We start from the raw sequence: 16,914 nt of genomic DNA on the forward strand, positions 1-16,914 counted from the left end.
ATCAAACCCCTACCTTAACGGTGATGTGACAAGTACGCTTAGTAATACGATCTGCACGGCCTTTAGCACGTGGCATAATACGTTTAAGGCTCATGCCTTCGTCAACGTAAATCGTAGATACTTTAAGATCGTCAACATCTAAACTGTTATTGTGTTCAGCGTTTGCAATCGCAGATTCCAATGCTTTTTTTACTAAAACAGCAGCTTTTTTATTGCTGAAGTTTAAGATATTTAAAGCATGCGCAACAGATTTGCCGCGAATAAGATCTGCAACCAAACGTGCTTTCTGTGCCGAGATAGCGGCACCGCGTAATTTAGCAGTTACTTCCATCATGACACCTATTAACGTTTAGATTTCTTGTCAACACCGTGACCACGATAGGTACGAGTTGGCGCGAATTCACCGAGTTTATGACCAACCATATGCTCAGTAACAATTACTGGAACGTGGTTACGACCATTATGAACAGAAATTGTTAAACCAACAAAATCTGGAAGGATCATCGAACGACGAGACCAAGTTTTAATCGGCTTGCGAGAGTTACTAGCAACAGCCGCTTCAACCTTAGCGAACAAGTGCGCATCGACGAATGGGCCTTTTTTCAGAGAACGAGGCATTAGTCAGATTCCTTTACTTGACGCGACGGTCGCGAATAATCATCTTAGTCGTACGCTTATTGGTACGTGTCTTGTACCCTTTAGCTTTTTGACCCCATGGGCTTACAGGTTGAATACCTTTGTTACGCCCTTCACCACCACCGTGCGGGTGATCAATCGGGTTCATCGCCATACCACGTACGGTAGGACGAACACCACGCCAGCGCGAAGCACCAGCTTTACCCAATGAACGAAGGTTGTTTTCTTGGTTAGAAACTTCACCAATTACAGCGCGGCATTCAACATGTACTTTACGCATTTCGCCTGAACGAAGACGAATAATTGCGTAAGAACCATCACGACCCAACAACTGAACAGAAGCACCAGCAGAACGCGCTAATTGCGCACCCTTACCAATTTTAAGTTCAACGTTATGAAGTGTAGAACCGATCGGCATATTACGAAGTGGCAAGCAGTTACCTGGACGAATTGGAGCATCGTTACCAGATTGTACTTTATCGCCAGCACGTAAGCCTTTAGGTGCGATGATATAACGACGCTCACCATCAGCATATTTCAACAAAGCAATATGTGCTGTACGGTTTGGATCGTATTCAATACGCTCTACAACAGCTGGGATGCTGTCTTTGTTACGTTTGAAGTCAACGATACGGTAGTGTTGTTTATGACCACCACCAACGTGACGAGTAGTAATGTGACCGTTGTTATTACGACCACCAGTACGTTTTTTAGCTTCAACCAACGGTGCGTAAGGAGCGCCTTTGTGAAGATGGTCATGAACCACTTTCTCTACAAAGCGACGTCCTGGAGACGTTGGCTTACATTTTTGAATCGGCATAATTTTCGTCCTTATTCCGCTGCGCTTTCAGCGGTATCGCCCAAGTCAGCCATTTCAACATCTTGGCCAGCTTTCAGGGTGACGTATGCTTTTTTAACATCAGAACGGCGTCCCAATGTACGACCAAAGCGCTTAGTCTTACCTTTAGTAATAGTTGTGTTAACTTTAACAACTTCTACACCAAAAAGTTTTTCAACTGCTTTTTTGATTTCAAGTTTAGTAGCATTGATGTCTACTTTAAATACTTGAACACCAACAGTATCACCTAATACTTGTGCCTTTTCTGAGAAGACTGGTCCTTTTAGGACTTGATAGATACGTTCGTTGTTCATCCGAGTTCTACCTCAATTTTCTTAGCAGCAGCTACAGACATCACAACTTTATCAAACGCGATCAAGCTTACAGGATCGATTGCAGTTGCATCTACCACATCTACATGCGGAAGGTTGCGTGCTGCAAGATATAAGTTCTCATCTACAGCGTCAGTAACGATTAATGCACGAGCAGCATTTAAGTCGTTAAGCTTTGCAAGCAATTCTTTAGTTTTTGGAGCTGCAACTGCAAACTCTTCAACTAATACAAGACGATCTTGGCGAACAAGTTCAGCTAAGATACATTGCATTGCACCGCGGTACATCTTACGGTTTACTTTTTGAGACCAATCTTGTGGACGAGCAGCAAAAGTTTTACCACCGCCAACCCAGATAGGGCTACGAATAGAACCCGCACGAGCACGACCAGTACCTTTTTGACGGAATGGCTTTTTACCACCGCCAGAAACGTCTGCACGTGATTTTTGAGCACGAGTACCTTGACGACCACCTGCTAAGTAAGCAGTAACAACTTGGTGTACAAGAGCTTCGTTAAATTCACGTCCGAAAGCAACTTCAGACAATTCAACAGCAGAGCCGGAAACAGTTTTCAAATTCACGGTATTTCCCCTCAGGCCTTGATGGTAGGACGTACAATCACGTCACCGCCAGTTGCACCAGGAATTGCACCTTTAACAACTAAAACAGAACGTTCAGCGTCAATAGATACGATTTCAAGACCTTGTACTGTTACGCGTTCATCACCTAAGTGACCAGCCATTTTCTTGCCTTTGAACACGCGTCCAGGAGTCTGGTTTTGACCTGTAGAACCTAATACACGGTGAGAAACTGAGTTACCGTGAGTAGCGTCTTGAGTACGGAAGTTCCAACGTTTAACACCACCTTGGAAACCTTTACCTTTTGATTGACCAGTTACGTCAACAATTTGACCAACTGCGAACAAATCAACGCCAATAGTACCGCCAACTTCACGACCTTCAAGCTCAGCTTCAGTAACACGGAACTCTTTAACTAAACGACCAGCAGCAACACCAGCTTTCGCGAAGTGACCTTTCTGAGCGTTAGTTACGCGAGATTCGCGACGTTCACCAGTAGTTACTTGAACAGCTTGATAACCATCAGTTTCAAGTGTTTTGATTTGCGTAATGCGGTTTGGATCGACTTCGATGACTGTAACAGGTACAGAAACACCTGCATCTGTAAAGATGCGAGTCATACCACATTTGCGACCGACTAAACCAATAGCCATGTGCATAAACCTCTAAAAAAGCGGCCTAATTAACTTAGAAGTTAATCAACCGAAAGCCTTAACCCAAAGCGATCTGAACATCAACACCAGCCGCAAGATCTAATTTCATCAATGCATCAACAGTTTTATCTGTAGGTTGAACGATATCGATCAAACGTTTGTAGGTGCGGATTTCGTACTGGTCACGCGCATCTTTGTTAACGTGCGGTGAAGTAAGAACGTTGAAGCGTTCGATGCGAGTAGGCATCGGAATTGGACCACAAACTTGTGCGCCAGTACGCTTAGCGGTTTCTACGATCTCTTGAGCAGATTGATCAATCAGACGATGATCAAAAGACTTCAAACGGATACGAATTCTCTGGTTAGACATACCAGTAAACTCCAAGCCAAACATATAAAGAATCACCCTTGACGCATCTCACCTATTGGTAAGTGTCAAAGGCAGTGAAAATCACTAAGGTCATGATCGATGCCACGACTGTAATGCACATTTACTACTTTCTTCGCAGTAAATGCCCCTCCTTTTGAGGGTCGCCCATTATAACGATTGTTTAAGTCTTATGCAATTCTCTTTTTCTATTTTTTGTTCAAAACGCACTTTAACCTAGTATTCTCAACTCACTCTAGGCATTTATGACAAATTCAATCGCTTTATTTAAGAGTTGATTACCTTGTTCAAATTTTTGTGCTTCTGAATATTGCAGTTCACTCACAGGCTGAACATATTCCCCATTAAAAATAGATAGCTCTTCTTCATTTTCAAGCAAGAGTTCTAACGTTGCTGGTGTCATTTCTGGATGAAATTGAAAACCAAGCACATTTTTTCCAATTTGATACATCTGATTACGACAAGCTATATTCTCGGCTAAGTGTATAGCACCTTTGGGTATTTCAAATGTTTCGCTATGCCACTGCATCACCTTTATCTTTTCAGGCAATGGAAAGCTGTCTTGAGGTAAATTTGCTACCCTTTGAACTGTCGACCAGCCAAGTTCCTGATAGCGGTTTCGACTGACTGCGGCGCCTAGTGCATTAGCAATTAGCTGCCCACCCAAACAGAGACCTATAGCAGGCTTTCCTGCTGCTAAATAACGACGCAACCATCTTTTCTCTATCTTAAGCCATGGATAATTCGCCTCATCATTTACACTCATGGTGCCACCCATGACTAATAATAAGTCAACCTCATCAATTTGTGGTAAAGCTTCTATTTCAAGTGACCGATCAACCGGAAGTGCAAAAAACTCCGTAGAACTAATAGTCGCGTGGTGAGCTTTTAAAAATGAATAACAACTCCCAAACCCCTCACCCGCGATATGTTGAAAATAATGAACTCTTAAATGCGACTTCATGCGCTTAAACCTATTGTTGTTAGAATGTTGTAGTGGTCTTTGCAAAAATAAAGCCAAGTTTTTGTTTTATAGGTCTACTGTAACGAAACGTCTTACAAAACTTTATAAATCTAGCGAAGAATTTAAATTTCTCTTAATCTAACTTTATCATTTAAAACATAACGCACTATGAAAAAGCATAACGATTTCCAGACTCGTCTCATTCATGCCCCAAGAAAGGCTCCGCAATTCATTGAAACAGTGCAACCTCCCTTATTTCGCGCATCAACTATTATTTTCAAATCAACTTCGCACCTTTTTGATCGTCATTGGACTGATAAGTATGACTATAGCTATGGAACACATGGCACCCCTACCACATTCACCTTAGGCGACAATATTGCGCAAATTGAAGGTGGCTTGCATTGTTTACTTGCACCGAGTGGCCTATCCGCAATTAATATTGTGAACTCAGCATTTTTAAGCACTAATGACGAAGTATGGGTTCCAGACAATATTTACGGTCCAAATCTAGAGCATTTAACTTATCTACAAAGTCAATATGGCATTATTGTTAAAGTATATAACCCCATTGACGCTGCAAGTTTTCAACCCACCGAAAGAAGTAAACTATTATGGTTAGAAGCTGCAGGTTCAGTTACTTTAGAATTTCCTGATCTTAAAAATCTAGTCAAAAAAGCTAAAAAAAATGGTGTATTGACTGCTCTAGATAATACTTGGGGAGCGGGGCTTGCGTTTAATGCTTTCAATTTTTCTGATGAACATCTATCTGTTGATTTAACCGTTCACGCACTAACAAAATATCCAAGTGGTGGTGGTGACATTTTAATGGGTAGCATTGTAACTCGTGATGAGAAACTTCATCACCGCTTATTCCGTACGCATGCTATTTTGGGCATCGCAATCTCTGGAGATGATGCAGCTCAAGTTCAACGCAGCCTTGCTCATATGTCTTTACGCTATGAACAACAGTCAGCCAATGCTCACACTCTACTTAAATGGCTAAAGAACCAGCCTCAATTTGCACAAGTTCTACACCCAAGTGATGAATCCTCACCAGGCCATCAATATTGGCAAGAAATCTGCATAGACGGTCAAAGTGCTGGTTTAGTGAGTGTTATTTTTAAACCTGAATATGACATTACAGCAGTACGTCGTTTCTGCGATGCATTAGAGTTATTTAAGCTCGGCTTTAGCTGGGGTGGACCCGTTAGCCTGATTATGCTTTATGATTTAAAAATGATGAGAAAACTTGAGAATACACATTTACAACAAGGATTATTGGTTAGATTCTGTATAGGACTAGAAGATCCGCAAGATTTGATACAAGATATCGAAAATGCACTGAAACAACTGTAAAACGACAAGATTATAGTGACTCAAACCATAGGATAAAAATATATGGGTACACCGATTGTTATTGCTAAAAATATTAAGGACACATCAAAAGAAATTGTTTTACTTCCCCAGTTTGCTAACCGTCATGGACTTATTGCAGGCGCGACAGGTACAGGTAAAACAGTTACGTTAAAAGTTCTAGCAGAGAGTTTCTCTCGAATCGGTGTGCCGGTATTTCTTGCCGATGCTAAAGGCGATGTTTCGAGTCTTGCAAAAGCTGGTGAAGCTTCGGATAAATTTAATGAACGCTTAAAACTTTTACAAATTGATAGTGTTCCATTCTCAGCGAATCCAGTTGTTTTTTGGGATTTATTTGGTCAGCAAGGTCATCCTATCCGAACCACCATTTCTGAAATTGGGCCAATTTTATTAGCACGCATACTAAACTTAAATGATACCCAAGAAGGTGTTTTATCTGCTGTATTCCGCATTGCAGATGACCAAGGTTTACTTTTAGTCGATTTTAAAGACTTAAAAGCCATGATCACTTTTGTGAGTGAACATGCAGCTGAGTTTAAAGCCGAGTATGGTAATTTATCTCCAGCCAGCCTAGGTGCCATTCAGCGCAACTTACTCGCTCTTGCCGACCAAGGTGGAGAACAGTTCTTTGGGGAACCAGCTTTAAATATTCTGGATTTTATCCAAACTGATGCAAACGGACACGGCTATATCAATATTCTTGCTGCCGACAAGCTCATGAATACACCTAAGTTATATGCCACTTTCCTCTTATGGATGCTTTCAGAGTTATTTGAACAGCTACCAGAAGTGGGTGATATGGATAAGCCTAAACTCGTGTTTTTCTTTGATGAAGCTCACTTGTTATTTGATAATGCCAGCCAAGCTCTACAAGACAAAATTGAACAAGTGGTACGTTTAATCCGCTCCAAAGGGGTGGGTATCTACTTTATTACTCAAAACCCACTCGATTTACCCGAAAGCGTTCTTGGTCAACTTGGTAATCGCGTTCAACATGCATTACGTGCATTCACCCCTAAAGATCAAAAAGCTGTAAAAACCGCAGCAGACACTTTCCGTGCTAATCCCGAGTTTAAAGTTGATGAAGCTATTACCCAACTTGGTGTTGGTGAGGCACTCATTAGCTGTCTAGATGAGCAAGGTACACCACAGATTGTAGAACGTGGTTGGGTTATGCCTCCGTACTCTGCATTTACACCGATCACTCCAGAAGAGCGTCAGACTTTAATCTCGCAAAGTATTATTGCTGGGGTTTATGAACAAGCTGTAGATCGTGATAGTGCCTATGAAATGCTACAGAATAAAGTTGCTGAACGCGAACAACAGCAGCAAGACGCCGAACTTGCAAAACAACAAGCTAAAGAACAAGAAACTTTAGCAAAACAGCAAGCTAAAGAGCAGGAACGTTTGGCACGTGAGCAATTAAAAGAGGAAGAAAGAGCAGCCCGTGAACGAGCTAAACTCACACAAGACATTGTGGGAACTTTTGCCAAAAGTGCTGCACGCAGTTTAGGAGGAAGTACCGGCCAAAAACTCGTAAGGGGCTTGCTCGGCTCTTTATTTGGTAAATAGAAATATTAAAAAAATTACGTTAATTTTAGGGGATTTTATATCCCCTAATTTTTTTATGGTTTTTATAAAAAAGTTATTGCCATTAATTTTTTAAAGATGTATTTTAAATACATCTTATATAACCAGATAAATAAGGTCTAGCCATGACTCCACAACAAATTGAACTTGTTAAATCTACTGTACCGGTTTTACGTGAACACGGCGTTACGCTGACTACATACTTTTATAAGCGCATGCTTAATAACAACCCCGAATTAAAAAATGTTTTTAATTTAGATGACCAAACCAGCTTACGTCAGCCACGTGCTCTTGCAACTGCTGTGCTTGCTTATGCAGAAAATATTGAGAACCCTACTGTTCTAGCTAAAGCGGTAGAACGCATCACTACTAAACACGTGAGCTTAGATATTCAACCAGACCAATATGCAATTGTTGGGGACAACCTACTTCATTCAATTAGTGAAGTACTTAACGTGCCCTTCGAATCAGAGCTTATCGAAGCGTGGAAACAAGCATACTTACAGTTGGCTGATATCTTGATTGGTGTTGAAAAACAAAAATACGAACAACTTGAAAGCTTAAAAGGTGGATGGGCTGGCTGGCGTTCATTTGAAATTACTCAAATTGATCCTTTGGAATCTGGCAAACGCTTCACTTTAAAAGCAACTGACCATGAAGACGTACTGACTAGCCCAGCAAATGCCTTTATTTCAGTTAAAGTACAAGTTCCCGAGCAACAACTTGAACAACCGAAAGCTTTTAAATTTACTGAAGCTCAAGAAGATAACTCGTATCACTTTGAAGTGCAGCCTGAAGAAAATCATACTGAGTTTTCAGTTGCTAATATTCTACTTGAGCATTATAGAGTTGGTGATCAAGTACAGGTTTCAGCCCCTTTAACGCTGTAATGTAAAAACCTCTTGCCTGAAAGTTTTCTTATTTAGACTTTCAGGCTAAGATGATCATCCTTTTAATCTCTTCCATTTTTGGTGATCATGCAGCTTAATAAATTTACCGATTATGCATTACGACTCTTAATGTATGTTGCACGCCCAAGTGATGCACCCTACACGATTGCAGAAATCGCGAAAGATTTGCATGTTTCACAAAACCATCTAGTTAAAGTTGTTCACTTCATGGGCAAGCAGGAATGGATTATTACCATTCGTGGAAAAGGCGGCGGAATTCGCTTAAATCCAGAGGCACTTAACTCAAATTTAGGTTCAATTGTTCGAATATTACAGGGCGACAATCAAATTGTTGAATGTAATACACCACCTTGTGTATTACGCAGTCACTGTGGTTTAAAAGGTATTTTAGATCAGGCTTTAGAAAGCTTTTATCAAAGTCTAGACCAATACACACTCGGAGAAGTTTTGCAGCAATCGAAATCTGCTCCTGCCAACTCCCCTATTGCATTTTTACAAATCTAAGCTCTACTGATTTTGATAAGTCGACTTATTGAAAATTAGCAAGAATACCCAAGCTCCTTTATACTAGGCGCGAGCCCTCTCATTTAAAAAGTTATTTTTTATGCGTCGTAGTGAAAAATCGAAAGACACCAAAGCCAGACTCGCACCCAAGCAAAAGATCAGCTATGAAAAGAAACCAGATCCAGCGATCACGGCATATGCTGTGCAATCACTCAACTGGTTACGCCAAGCTGAGTTTCTAATGAGTGCACCTAAATTGGCACTTTGTGTTGAAGATAGTGGCTACGAGATCGCTTTTGCAGGACGCTCAAATGCCGGTAAGTCTAGTGCTATCAATGCATTAACCAATAAAAAACAGCTAGCACGTGCCTCTAAAAAACCTGGCCGTACTCAGATGATTAACTTCTTTAGTCTAGGCAATCCCGATCAACGTTTAGTCGATCTTCCTGGCTATGGCTATGCAGCCGTACCTGAAGATATGAAACGAGTATGGCAAAAAGAATTAGAGAACTATTTAATCCATCGTAAAAGCTTACAAGGCTTAGTATTACTAATGGATATTCGCCATCCTCTACAGCATTTCGACATGATGATGCTAGAGTGGGCTTATTCACGTCATCTCTTTGTTCATATTCTCTTAACGAAAGCTGACAAACTTAATCGTGGCCCTGCAAACAAAGTGCTATTAGAAGTTAAGCAACAACTGAAGAAAATGAAGCTTGATTTCTCGATTCAACTTTTCTCATCACTTAATAAATTAGGTTTAGAAGAGCTAGCAAGTGTTATGGCTGGACGCCTGCATTTTACGCTTGATCAAGAACCAGAATTTGACGTTGACGCGATTCCTGAAGCCTCAGATGAGGATGCTGAAGAGTAAATCGTCAAAACAGATACAATTTCTTCATTAAATTTATTTTCAAATTGGCCCCTATTGCTAAACACAAATGTAGGGGCTTTTTTTATACTCGTTATAACTTCATCGAGTTAAAAATCAGGACTAAATGATGAAATTGTTATCTTTTTTGAAGAACAAGGCTTTAGGTTCTTCTATTGACTATAAAATTCTTCCACGTAAAGTAAAATTTGACTGGAAAGATACCCCTGTTGACTGGATTCCAAATCAGCCTTTCGCAAGTTATTTTATTAATGAAATTAATAATATCTTGCCTGCCGGAGAATTCTGGTTTTGCCGTTTGTACAATAAAGTTTTACCGCAAATTAAAGACGAAAAACTTAAACAGGATGTACAAGCATTTATCCGACAGGAAGCTATGCATGCCAATGCGCATACTTCGGCCAATAAAGAATATTTAAGTGCACGTAATATTGATATCCAGCGAAATCTGGACATTATGAATTATCTATTTACCACTGCCTTAGCAGATAAACCTTTCGACAAAGAAGTCCCTCAATTTCTACAGGGGCAATGGGACCTTTTCCGTTTAGGCGTTATTGCAACTGTTGAGCATATGACCTGTGTATTAGGGAAATATGCACTCTATAACAAGCGTTGGGAAGAATTAGGCGCTGACCCTGAAATGGTTGACTTGGTAAAATGGCATGGTTCAGAAGAAATTGAACACCGTACCGTTGCTTTTGATTTATACCGTCATTTGGGTGGTGGATATATTCCACGCTACTATTTAAGCCTTGCAGTGATTGTACTGGTGCTTGGATTATGGGTAGATGGCGCTGCTCATATTATGAAACAAGATCCACGTTTTGCTGATGCTGCTAAATCTAGATTTTTCCCAGTATGGGTTGCTGTAGAGTGGCTTAAGGTTAGTCGTAAAGATAACCAAGTATTGCCAAATCCATTTTGGCTGATTGCTCAACAAATTGATTACCTCATGCCTTGGTATGATCCAGTCAAGGAAGGCAGTACTGAAGATGCGGTAAGTTATTTATCTCAATCTCCAGCAGCAAAAAGAGCCGAGTTACAAGCGGCTTAAAAATAAAAAAGCAGGATTTAAAATCCTGCTTTTTTATTTAGGAGATTAGACACTGATATCTTTATCTTTTGTATAACGGTCAACAACCACGCTAATCATCATATCACCCTGCACATTTACCACTGTTCTTACCGTATCCAATAGGCGATCAATCGGAAGTAAAATTGCAATTGCTTCAGCCGGTAAACCTACAGACTGTAAAACCATAATCATGGTAACCATACCAGCACTTGGAATGCCAGGGGCCCCTAGTGATGCAATCATTGCTGTTAAACACACAATAATTTGTTGTGTCAGGTTTAAGTCTAGCCCCACCAAATTTGCGACAAACAATGCAGCGGCTGCTTCATATAGTGCTGTGCCATCCATATTAAGCTGTGTACCTAAAGGAATTACAAAACCAGCTGTTTGCGGACGAACACCCAAGTTTTCTTGTGCGCATTTCATACTAAGAGGCATTGTGGCAGAACTAGAGCTGGTTGCAAATGCTGTAATTAACGCTGTACGTGTTCCTTTGAAAAAAGTCCAAGGACTCATGCGGCCAAAAATCCAAAGTAATAGCGGCAAAACAACAGCGCCATGAAAAATGGTAGTCCCTGTCACTACAACAGCAAACTCAGCCAAACGGCTGAGTACCGAAATATCTTCCGTTGCCATTAACTTTGCTAATAAGGCAAAAATACCCAAAGGTGCTAGCTTCATTACCCAGCCGACTAGCATCATCATCATTTCAAAAAATTGATGACTTAATACACGAATACTTTTAAAACGCTCACCGCCATGGACTAAAGCAACACCAACAAATAGCGCAAACACCACAACCGCTAAAACGTTACCGTCGCTAAACGCTTTAAATGGATTGATTAATGTATTTTGAATAAAATTAGTGAAAAAACTTGCAGGATTTAAACTATCTGGTGCCTGATAGTTTTGCATAGACGTTTGGAAAATAGAGATATCTATACCGCGCCCTACTTCAAATAGATGAGCACAACTTATACCTAAAATTAAAGCTAATGTTGTTGTAGTCAAACAACATAAAAAGGTAATTTTCCAGACTGGACCTAACTGCCCTCCCGCCTGCAAATTAGATACACCCACAACAATCGAGCTAAAAATCAAAGGCACCAACAACATTTTAAGCAGCCCAATAAAGACACTACTTAATATGCCTAACCCATATAAACTATGTTTTACAAACGCAGTATCGGGATACAACGTTAATATAAAACCAAAGGCTAAGCCTAAAATGGCCGCAATAAGAATTTGTGTGTTTAAGTTCATATCAGCATTATTTTTTTCAATTGGCAATCCTTTTGCAAATATGACATGAGCTCGCTTTTCATACGAGCAATTTTTTGTCACATCGTTTCAATTAAAAATAAAAAAGCCATCTGATGAGATGGCTTTATAAATGAGTTTATTGCGTTTCAATTTCCCGCAAACGAATTAAACCCTCTTGCACGGTACTGCATACAAGTTGGCCATTTTGCCACATACGGCCAAAGTTTAAGCCGCGAGAAGCTGCGCTAACGGTTGCTTCCATATCGTAAAGCATCCATTCATCGGCACGCAGCGGACGATGGAAATAAATGGCATGATCAATACTTGCACACTGCAAACTTGGAGAAATATAACTAAGCCCATGCGGTCTCAAAGCAGTTGTCATTAAGGTAAAGTCTGAATAAAACGCAACAATCGCTTGATGCAGAGCAATATCATCTAATTGTTTTGGAATACGGTCATGTGTGCGGATATAGTGCGCATTATAAGGAGCTTCAGGTTGCGGTTGAAACGGATTTACCGGATCAATTGGGCGAATTTCTACGTGGCGCTCACGCATAAAGCTAGCACGAACATTTTCAGGTACGAAATTTAAAATACCTTCTTTGAGCTCATTTTCAGATTTAAGAGTCTCTGGCGCGGGATACTCTGGCTCTTGATGTTGATAGTTCAAGCCTTCTTCTGGATTAGCAAAAGAAACCATCGCCGAAAATATAACTCGTCCGTGTTGAATGGCACGAACCTGACGGCTTACGAAACTCTTCCCATCACGTAAACGGTCTACTTCATAGATAATTGGGGCATTAATATCGCCACCATATAAAAAATATGCATGCAAAGAATGCGCTGGGCGATCGGTTGTATAAGATGCCGCACGTAAAGCCTGACCCAAAACCTGCCCACCAAAGACACGTTTACCGACAAGATTACGGCTTATGCCACGGTAAATATTTTCTTCTAGCTTTTCTAAAGTAAGAAGATCGACAAGTTCTTGGGTTAACGCATTCATGAGAGATACCTTCATATTTCAGGTAAAAAATCGTATTAAAGTACAGATGTGTAGAATCTATTGTGCCATAAAAAACTATTTGAACATGGAACAATCAGTCAACTTCTGACGAAGATTGCTCATATAACAGCTAAAAATACGATTTTTAACGATAAAATATGCCAAAAGCATTATAATTTATAAGAAAGTAGCATATTGTTTTTTTTAATAAATGCCGCAAAATAATTACCCTCTGCATTTGGTGCTGGGATTTGTCTTTAAGAAGTAGGAGTTCTTATGTCCAAGAGTGGGTTTGGTCAAATGTATCGTCGGCTTTCGAGTAAACTACTTGACCTCGTGGTAACACCACATGTTCTTGGGGAAGTTCCTACTGAACCAGTATCAGAAACAACAGAAACAGAAGCAAAAACTGACCGCCAAAAAGTGGTTTGTTACGTCTTACAAAACCACTCTCGAAGCAATGCTTTAGTGGTTGATGGAGAAACGCGTCGTTTAAATTTAAAACCTGCGTTAGACCCACTCATTGTGGGTACTCATCAGGAAAAAGCATCAGTTTTATTTTTACAGCACAATGATGAAAATAATTTACTGAATCCGCCTCCTCATGCTTTTCCACCGCGTTTAATAAAACTGATTGAAGTTTTACAAGAAAACCCTGAACTTGATATAGAGCTTGTTCCGGTTACAGTTTTATGGGGCCGTTCGCCAGATAAAGAAGATTCTTGGTTTAAATTATTATTTTCAGACACATGGGCAACACCAAGCACAGTTAAGCAACTGGTTAATATTGGTTTGCATGGTCGTCAGTCTTATTTAGAGTTTCATGAACCACAATCGCTACGTGAATTGGTTGAATATGCACAGCAGCATTATCCAAATCTTTCACCAGCAACTTATATTGTAAGTACGTTAAATGATTATTTAGACCGTCAGCGTGAAGTCGTGTTAGGCCCCGATTTGTCGGATCGCCGCAATGTCATGCAATCGGTTGTTAAATCTCGTGATGTGCAAGAAGCAATCCGCCGTGAAAGTATTCGCGGAAAAGTGAGCATGCTTGAAGCTGAACGCCGTGCGATTGGCTATGTGAATGAAATCGTATCGGATTATTCGCACTCAGCAGTGCGCTTTGCCGATCTTGCCTTAACACGCCTATGGACCCAGCTTTATGACGGCGTAGAAGTACATAACTTTAGTACCGTTCGTGAACTAGCGAAAGACTATGAAGTTGTCTATACACCGTGCCACCGCAGTCACATTGACTATTTACTATTGTCATATGTCATCTATAAACGTGGCTTAATGGTTCCGTATATTGCTGCGGGCGATAACTTAAACTTACCTTTTGTTGGTCAGCTTTTACGTGGAGGCGGTGCATTCTTTATTCGCCGCTCTTTCCGTGGAAATGGACTCTACACTACTGTATTTAAAGAATATCTATATAGTATTTTGTCACGCAACACGCCTCTTGAATACTTTATTGAAGGTGGACGTTCACGTACTGGACGTTTATTACCGCCTAAAACCGGTATGCTTGCCATGACAGTTCACAGCCATTTACGTGGCCGTGCCAAACCGATCGTTTTCTTACCAACTTATATTGGTTATGAACGACTCATGGAAGGCTCAACTTACGTAGGCGAAATGCAAGGTAAACCAAAAGAAGCCGAATCTATTTTTGGTATTGTGAAAACCTTACGAAAAATTGAACGTATCTTTGGTAAAGTCCACGTAAACTTTGGTGAACCCGTTTTCCTTGATGATCTGCTTAAGCAACATAATGCAGAAAACATTTACATTGAGAAAAATGACGATCCAATTCCTCAAGCTGTTTCAGATGCAGTAAATAGCTCTGCACATGCAATTTTAGAAAATATTAACCGAGCTGTGGTGATTAACCCTGTTTCTTTACTTTCTATTATTTTGCTTGCAACTCCAAAGCATACGCTTGATGAAGAAATTTGTATTAAGCAGCTAGAAGCTTATCGTAACTTGGCATCAAACTTCCCATATGACCAACGTATGGAAGTAACGCCACTTTCTGGTAAAGAAATTATTGCGTATGGTTTAAAGCTTAAACTCATTAAACGCGTTCAGCATGCGCTTGGCGATATTATTGCGATTGAAGATAACCAAGCTGTTCTTCTGACTTACTTCCGTAATAACATCTTGCACGCCTTTGTTTTACCTTCTCTAGTAGCATCGCTTGTTGAGCATAATGGAAAAATCAGTCGTTCAGATTTAACTAATGTCATCTATACGCTCTATCCATTCTTGAAAGCTGAGTTATTCCTTAAATGGAAGAGCAGCGAGCTTAAAGCACAAGTTGAGCAATATGCAGATGCTCTAGTTCAATCTAACCTTATTCAACAAGACGATGAAGGTAACTTGATTAGCTCTGCGCCAAATACAGAAGAGCATAATCAGCTTGTTGTTTTAGCAACGCCAGTTAAGCAAAGTCTTGAGCGTTACTACATGACACTTGCGCTCATTACTCAACGTGGTTCAGGTAATATCTCTGCTAAACAAGTTGAAGAATTAAGTCATTTATTAGGACAACGTTTATCAGTTCTATATGAATTTAATTCGCCAGAGTTCTTCGATAAAGCTTTATTCCAAAGCTTCTTAAAAGTACTTACGCAGCAAAATTACATTCGTACCAATGACCAAGGCCAAATTGAGTTTGATGACAACTTCCGTCAAATGGCTGCTGGCGCACAGTTGGTGCTTGATGAAGTAACCTTACAAATGTTACAGCACATCACCACCTTTACTGACGAAGAATTAAAAGATGCTCTTGAAGCAATGGCATCTCAACAAGCTAAACGCCGTTTAAAACGCAAAAAAGCTTAAAGTCTTCAGTCAAAATAAAAGGCAACTTCGGTTGCCTTTTATTTTATTAGCGAATTGGACATTCAAAATAACGTGGATCGTCCATACAACGTAAGCGCTTCATAAGCTGAACGAAATAAGCATCGTAATAACCTGAAAGAACGTACTGATTACGTATTTTGGCAACCATTACGTCATAACTTTGCTTCTCATAAAAAGAGACATCTACCCAATAATAAGCAGGTAAATGATTTTCCCATTGTGTCGCACGATTCGTCAGCAATTGGCTATTTTGAACAAACCATCCTCGAATTTTCCGGCCAAAATTAGCAGGATAAGCTTGCGGCTTAATAATTAAATTGACACCGAAATATGCCAAAGGAAAATTAATAACTTGAGTATTTGGTCCAAATTCTTTTTGTAAGTTATACGGCAATAATCCATATACTGGGGCAGCAATAATATCGATTTTATTTTGCTTAAACTGCGCAATCGCGTTAGATAAATCGACATAAACTGGCTGAGCACCTACACTTCGTACCAGTGCTTGTTGTGGTGGATTGTTGGGTAGCACTCCAATACGCTGATTTCTTAATTGAGCGACTCTAGAGAGGTTCTTATTTTTTAGAACCATGTAAGCAGTTCCAATTGGAATCATTCCTATAGCTTCATAATTCTTAGAAACTAACCTTTTCTCGATTGTAGGATGATTTAAAAGCTGCAAAAAGCTTTTGGCCGTACGGTTATTAGGAATAAGCCCTATACCCGCGGTACTTCCCATAAATTGGTTATAACGATAAGTATTGAAATTGGATGCAGCTAAACCCGAACATTTACCATCATCAAAAGCTTGTATGGCCTGCTGTTCTTTTTGATAGGTAACTACTTTAAATTTGACTTGATATTGCTGGGCATATAGCCGAATGTCATTTAAACGGCGAGTAATATCCCCTTGGGACCCGATAGGATCATAGGCACACCACACCTGATCCTCTGCCCAACTCGCAACAGCTGTTACGCTCAAGATAAGAGCTAAACAAATTTTTTTCACTTTTAACCTTTTTATCTT

18 protein-coding genes and 1 pseudogene are annotated in these 16,914 nt (G+C 40.1%); 8 read left to right on the top strand and 11 right to left on the bottom strand.

Features of this window, described 5'->3' with window-relative positions; translation table 11 throughout:
- Position 1: 1 nt before the first annotated feature.
- From rplV to RMB06_RS08160, 8 genes are all read right to left on the bottom strand, one after another.
- On the bottom strand, positions 2–331 hold the full coding sequence (rplV, locus tag RMB06_RS08125) for a 50S ribosomal protein L22 (RefSeq protein WP_001982638.1): 330 nt from the start codon (positions 329–331) through the stop codon (positions 2–4).
- 11 nt (positions 332–342) lie between these two features.
- A complete protein-coding gene (rpsS, locus tag RMB06_RS08130; protein ID WP_001138119.1) occupies positions 343–618 on the bottom strand; it encodes a 30S ribosomal protein S19 in 276 nt (91 codons plus the stop codon).
- A 13-nt stretch (positions 619–631) separates the two neighbouring features.
- The gene (gene rplB, locus RMB06_RS08135) at positions 632–1,456 is read right to left on the bottom strand and encodes a 50S ribosomal protein L2 (RefSeq protein WP_002049686.1); all 825 of its coding nucleotides are present in this window, start codon (positions 1,454–1,456) and stop codon (positions 632–634) included.
- Positions 1,457–1,467: 11 nt separating this feature from the next.
- A complete protein-coding gene (gene rplW, locus RMB06_RS08140; RefSeq protein WP_002049693.1) occupies positions 1,468–1,788 on the bottom strand; it encodes a 50S ribosomal protein L23 in 321 nt (106 codons plus the stop codon).
- The gene (rplD, locus tag RMB06_RS08145; RefSeq protein ID WP_002049755.1) at positions 1,785–2,387 is read right to left on the bottom strand and encodes a 50S ribosomal protein L4; all 603 of its coding nucleotides are present in this window, start codon (positions 2,385–2,387) and stop codon (positions 1,785–1,787) included. Before rplD ends, rplW begins: the two co-directional genes overlap by 4 nt.
- Positions 2,388–2,398: 11 nt before the next feature.
- Positions 2,399–3,037: a 50S ribosomal protein L3 gene (gene rplC / locus RMB06_RS08150; protein ID WP_014207747.1), complete on the bottom strand. Its 639-nt coding sequence runs from the start codon at positions 3,035–3,037 to the stop codon at positions 2,399–2,401.
- Between the two features lie 58 nt (positions 3,038–3,095).
- Complete coding sequence (rpsJ, locus tag RMB06_RS08155; RefSeq protein WP_000070912.1) at positions 3,096–3,407, bottom strand: 30S ribosomal protein S10; 312 nt, start codon at positions 3,405–3,407, stop codon at positions 3,096–3,098.
- Between the two features lie 253 nt (positions 3,408–3,660).
- Entirely contained in the window at positions 3,661–4,389 is a 729-nt protein-coding gene (locus RMB06_RS08160) for a type 1 glutamine amidotransferase (protein WP_002116949.1), read from the bottom strand.
- A 168-nt stretch (positions 4,390–4,557) separates the two neighbouring features.
- Between RMB06_RS08160 and RMB06_RS08165 the strand changes: the two genes are divergently transcribed.
- The 7 genes and pseudogenes from RMB06_RS08165 (at position 4,558) to RMB06_RS08195 (ending at position 10,723) form a co-directional block, all read left to right on the top strand.
- Complete coding sequence (locus tag RMB06_RS08165) at positions 4,558–5,748, top strand: PLP-dependent transferase (RefSeq protein WP_032036725.1); 1,191 nt, start codon at positions 4,558–4,560, stop codon at positions 5,746–5,748.
- A 42-nt stretch (positions 5,749–5,790) separates the two neighbouring features.
- Complete coding sequence (locus tag RMB06_RS08170) at positions 5,791–7,338, top strand: helicase HerA-like domain-containing protein (protein ID WP_017403247.1); 1,548 nt, start codon at positions 5,791–5,793, stop codon at positions 7,336–7,338.
- Positions 7,328–7,479 (top strand): annotated as a pseudogene (locus tag RMB06_RS08175) (hypothetical protein). Before RMB06_RS08170 ends, RMB06_RS08175 begins: the two are co-directional and overlap by 11 nt.
- 2 nt (positions 7,480–7,481) lie before the next feature.
- Positions 7,482–8,246, top strand: a complete 765-nt coding sequence (locus tag RMB06_RS08180) for a globin domain-containing protein (protein ID WP_309165598.1) — start codon at positions 7,482–7,484, stop codon at positions 8,244–8,246.
- A gap of 87 nt (positions 8,247–8,333) precedes the next feature.
- The gene (locus RMB06_RS08185) at positions 8,334–8,771 is read left to right on the top strand and encodes an Rrf2 family transcriptional regulator (RefSeq protein ID WP_032063095.1); all 438 of its coding nucleotides are present in this window, start codon (positions 8,334–8,336) and stop codon (positions 8,769–8,771) included.
- A 100-nt stretch (positions 8,772–8,871) separates the two neighbouring features.
- The gene (gene yihA / locus RMB06_RS08190; protein WP_005067265.1) at positions 8,872–9,648 is read left to right on the top strand and encodes a ribosome biogenesis GTP-binding protein YihA/YsxC; all 777 of its coding nucleotides are present in this window, start codon (positions 8,872–8,874) and stop codon (positions 9,646–9,648) included.
- A 124-nt stretch (positions 9,649–9,772) separates the two neighbouring features.
- Positions 9,773–10,723: a metal-dependent hydrolase gene (locus RMB06_RS08195; protein ID WP_311079036.1), complete on the top strand. Its 951-nt coding sequence runs from the start codon at positions 9,773–9,775 to the stop codon at positions 10,721–10,723.
- A 45-nt stretch (positions 10,724–10,768) separates the two neighbouring features.
- Here RMB06_RS08195 and RMB06_RS08200 read toward each other — a convergent pair whose 3' ends face one another.
- Both RMB06_RS08200 and RMB06_RS08205 read right to left on the bottom strand, forming a co-directional pair.
- Entirely contained in the window at positions 10,769–12,034 is a 1,266-nt protein-coding gene (locus RMB06_RS08200; protein WP_311079095.1) for a dicarboxylate/amino acid:cation symporter, read from the bottom strand.
- Between the two features lie 109 nt (positions 12,035–12,143).
- Positions 12,144–13,016 (bottom strand): acyl-CoA thioesterase II, encoded by an 873-nt coding sequence (locus RMB06_RS08205; RefSeq protein WP_002116924.1) that lies wholly within the window; start codon positions 13,014–13,016, stop codon positions 12,144–12,146.
- Between the two features lie 276 nt (positions 13,017–13,292).
- Here RMB06_RS08205 and plsB point away from each other — a divergent pair, with 276 nt between their 5' ends.
- Positions 13,293–15,866, top strand: a complete 2,574-nt coding sequence (plsB, locus tag RMB06_RS08210; protein WP_311079037.1) for a glycerol-3-phosphate 1-O-acyltransferase PlsB — start codon at positions 13,293–13,295, stop codon at positions 15,864–15,866.
- 46 nt (positions 15,867–15,912) lie between these two features.
- Here the strand turns inward: plsB and RMB06_RS08215 are convergent, their stop codons facing one another.
- Complete coding sequence (locus tag RMB06_RS08215; protein WP_002117028.1) at positions 15,913–16,896, bottom strand: putative solute-binding protein; 984 nt, start codon at positions 16,894–16,896, stop codon at positions 15,913–15,915.
- Positions 16,897–16,914: the final 18 nt, after the last annotated feature.

The organism is Acinetobacter sp. V104_13 (assembly GCF_031798995.1).
Lineage (GTDB): Bacteria > Pseudomonadota > Gammaproteobacteria > Pseudomonadales > Moraxellaceae > Acinetobacter > Acinetobacter pittii.

Coding starts and splice junctions, on each gene's coding strand:
- RMB06_RS08185 (WP_032063095.1), top strand. CDS start 8,334: ATGCAGCTTAATAAATTTACCGATTATGCATTACGACTCTTAATGTAT.
- RMB06_RS08160 (WP_002116949.1), bottom strand. CDS start 4,389: ATGAAGTCGCATTTAAGAGTTCATTATTTTCAACATATCGCGGGTGAG.
- RMB06_RS08180 (WP_309165598.1), top strand. CDS start 7,482: ATGACTCCACAACAAATTGAACTTGTTAAATCTACTGTACCGGTTTTA.
- rpsS (WP_001138119.1), bottom strand. CDS start 618: ATGCCTCGTTCTCTGAAAAAAGGCCCATTCGTCGATGCGCACTTGTTC.
- RMB06_RS08195 (WP_311079036.1), top strand. CDS start 9,773: ATGATGAAATTGTTATCTTTTTTGAAGAACAAGGCTTTAGGTTCTTCT.
- rplW (WP_002049693.1), bottom strand. CDS start 1,788: ATGAACAACGAACGTATCTATCAAGTCCTAAAAGGACCAGTCTTCTCA.
- rplV (WP_001982638.1), bottom strand. CDS start 331: ATGGAAGTAACTGCTAAATTACGCGGTGCCGCTATCTCGGCACAGAAA.
- plsB (WP_311079037.1), top strand. CDS start 13,293: ATGTCCAAGAGTGGGTTTGGTCAAATGTATCGTCGGCTTTCGAGTAAA.
- RMB06_RS08205 (WP_002116924.1), bottom strand. CDS start 13,016: ATGAATGCGTTAACCCAAGAACTTGTCGATCTTCTTACTTTAGAAAAG.
- rplB (WP_002049686.1), bottom strand. CDS start 1,456: ATGCCGATTCAAAAATGTAAGCCAACGTCTCCAGGACGTCGCTTTGTA.
- yihA (WP_005067265.1), top strand. CDS start 8,872: ATGCGTCGTAGTGAAAAATCGAAAGACACCAAAGCCAGACTCGCACCC.
- RMB06_RS08165 (WP_032036725.1), top strand. CDS start 4,558: ATGAAAAAGCATAACGATTTCCAGACTCGTCTCATTCATGCCCCAAGA.
- RMB06_RS08170 (WP_017403247.1), top strand. CDS start 5,791: ATGGGTACACCGATTGTTATTGCTAAAAATATTAAGGACACATCAAAA.
- rplC (WP_014207747.1), bottom strand. CDS start 3,037: ATGGCTATTGGTTTAGTCGGTCGCAAATGTGGTATGACTCGCATCTTT.
- rpsJ (WP_000070912.1), bottom strand. CDS start 3,407: ATGTCTAACCAGAGAATTCGTATCCGTTTGAAGTCTTTTGATCATCGT.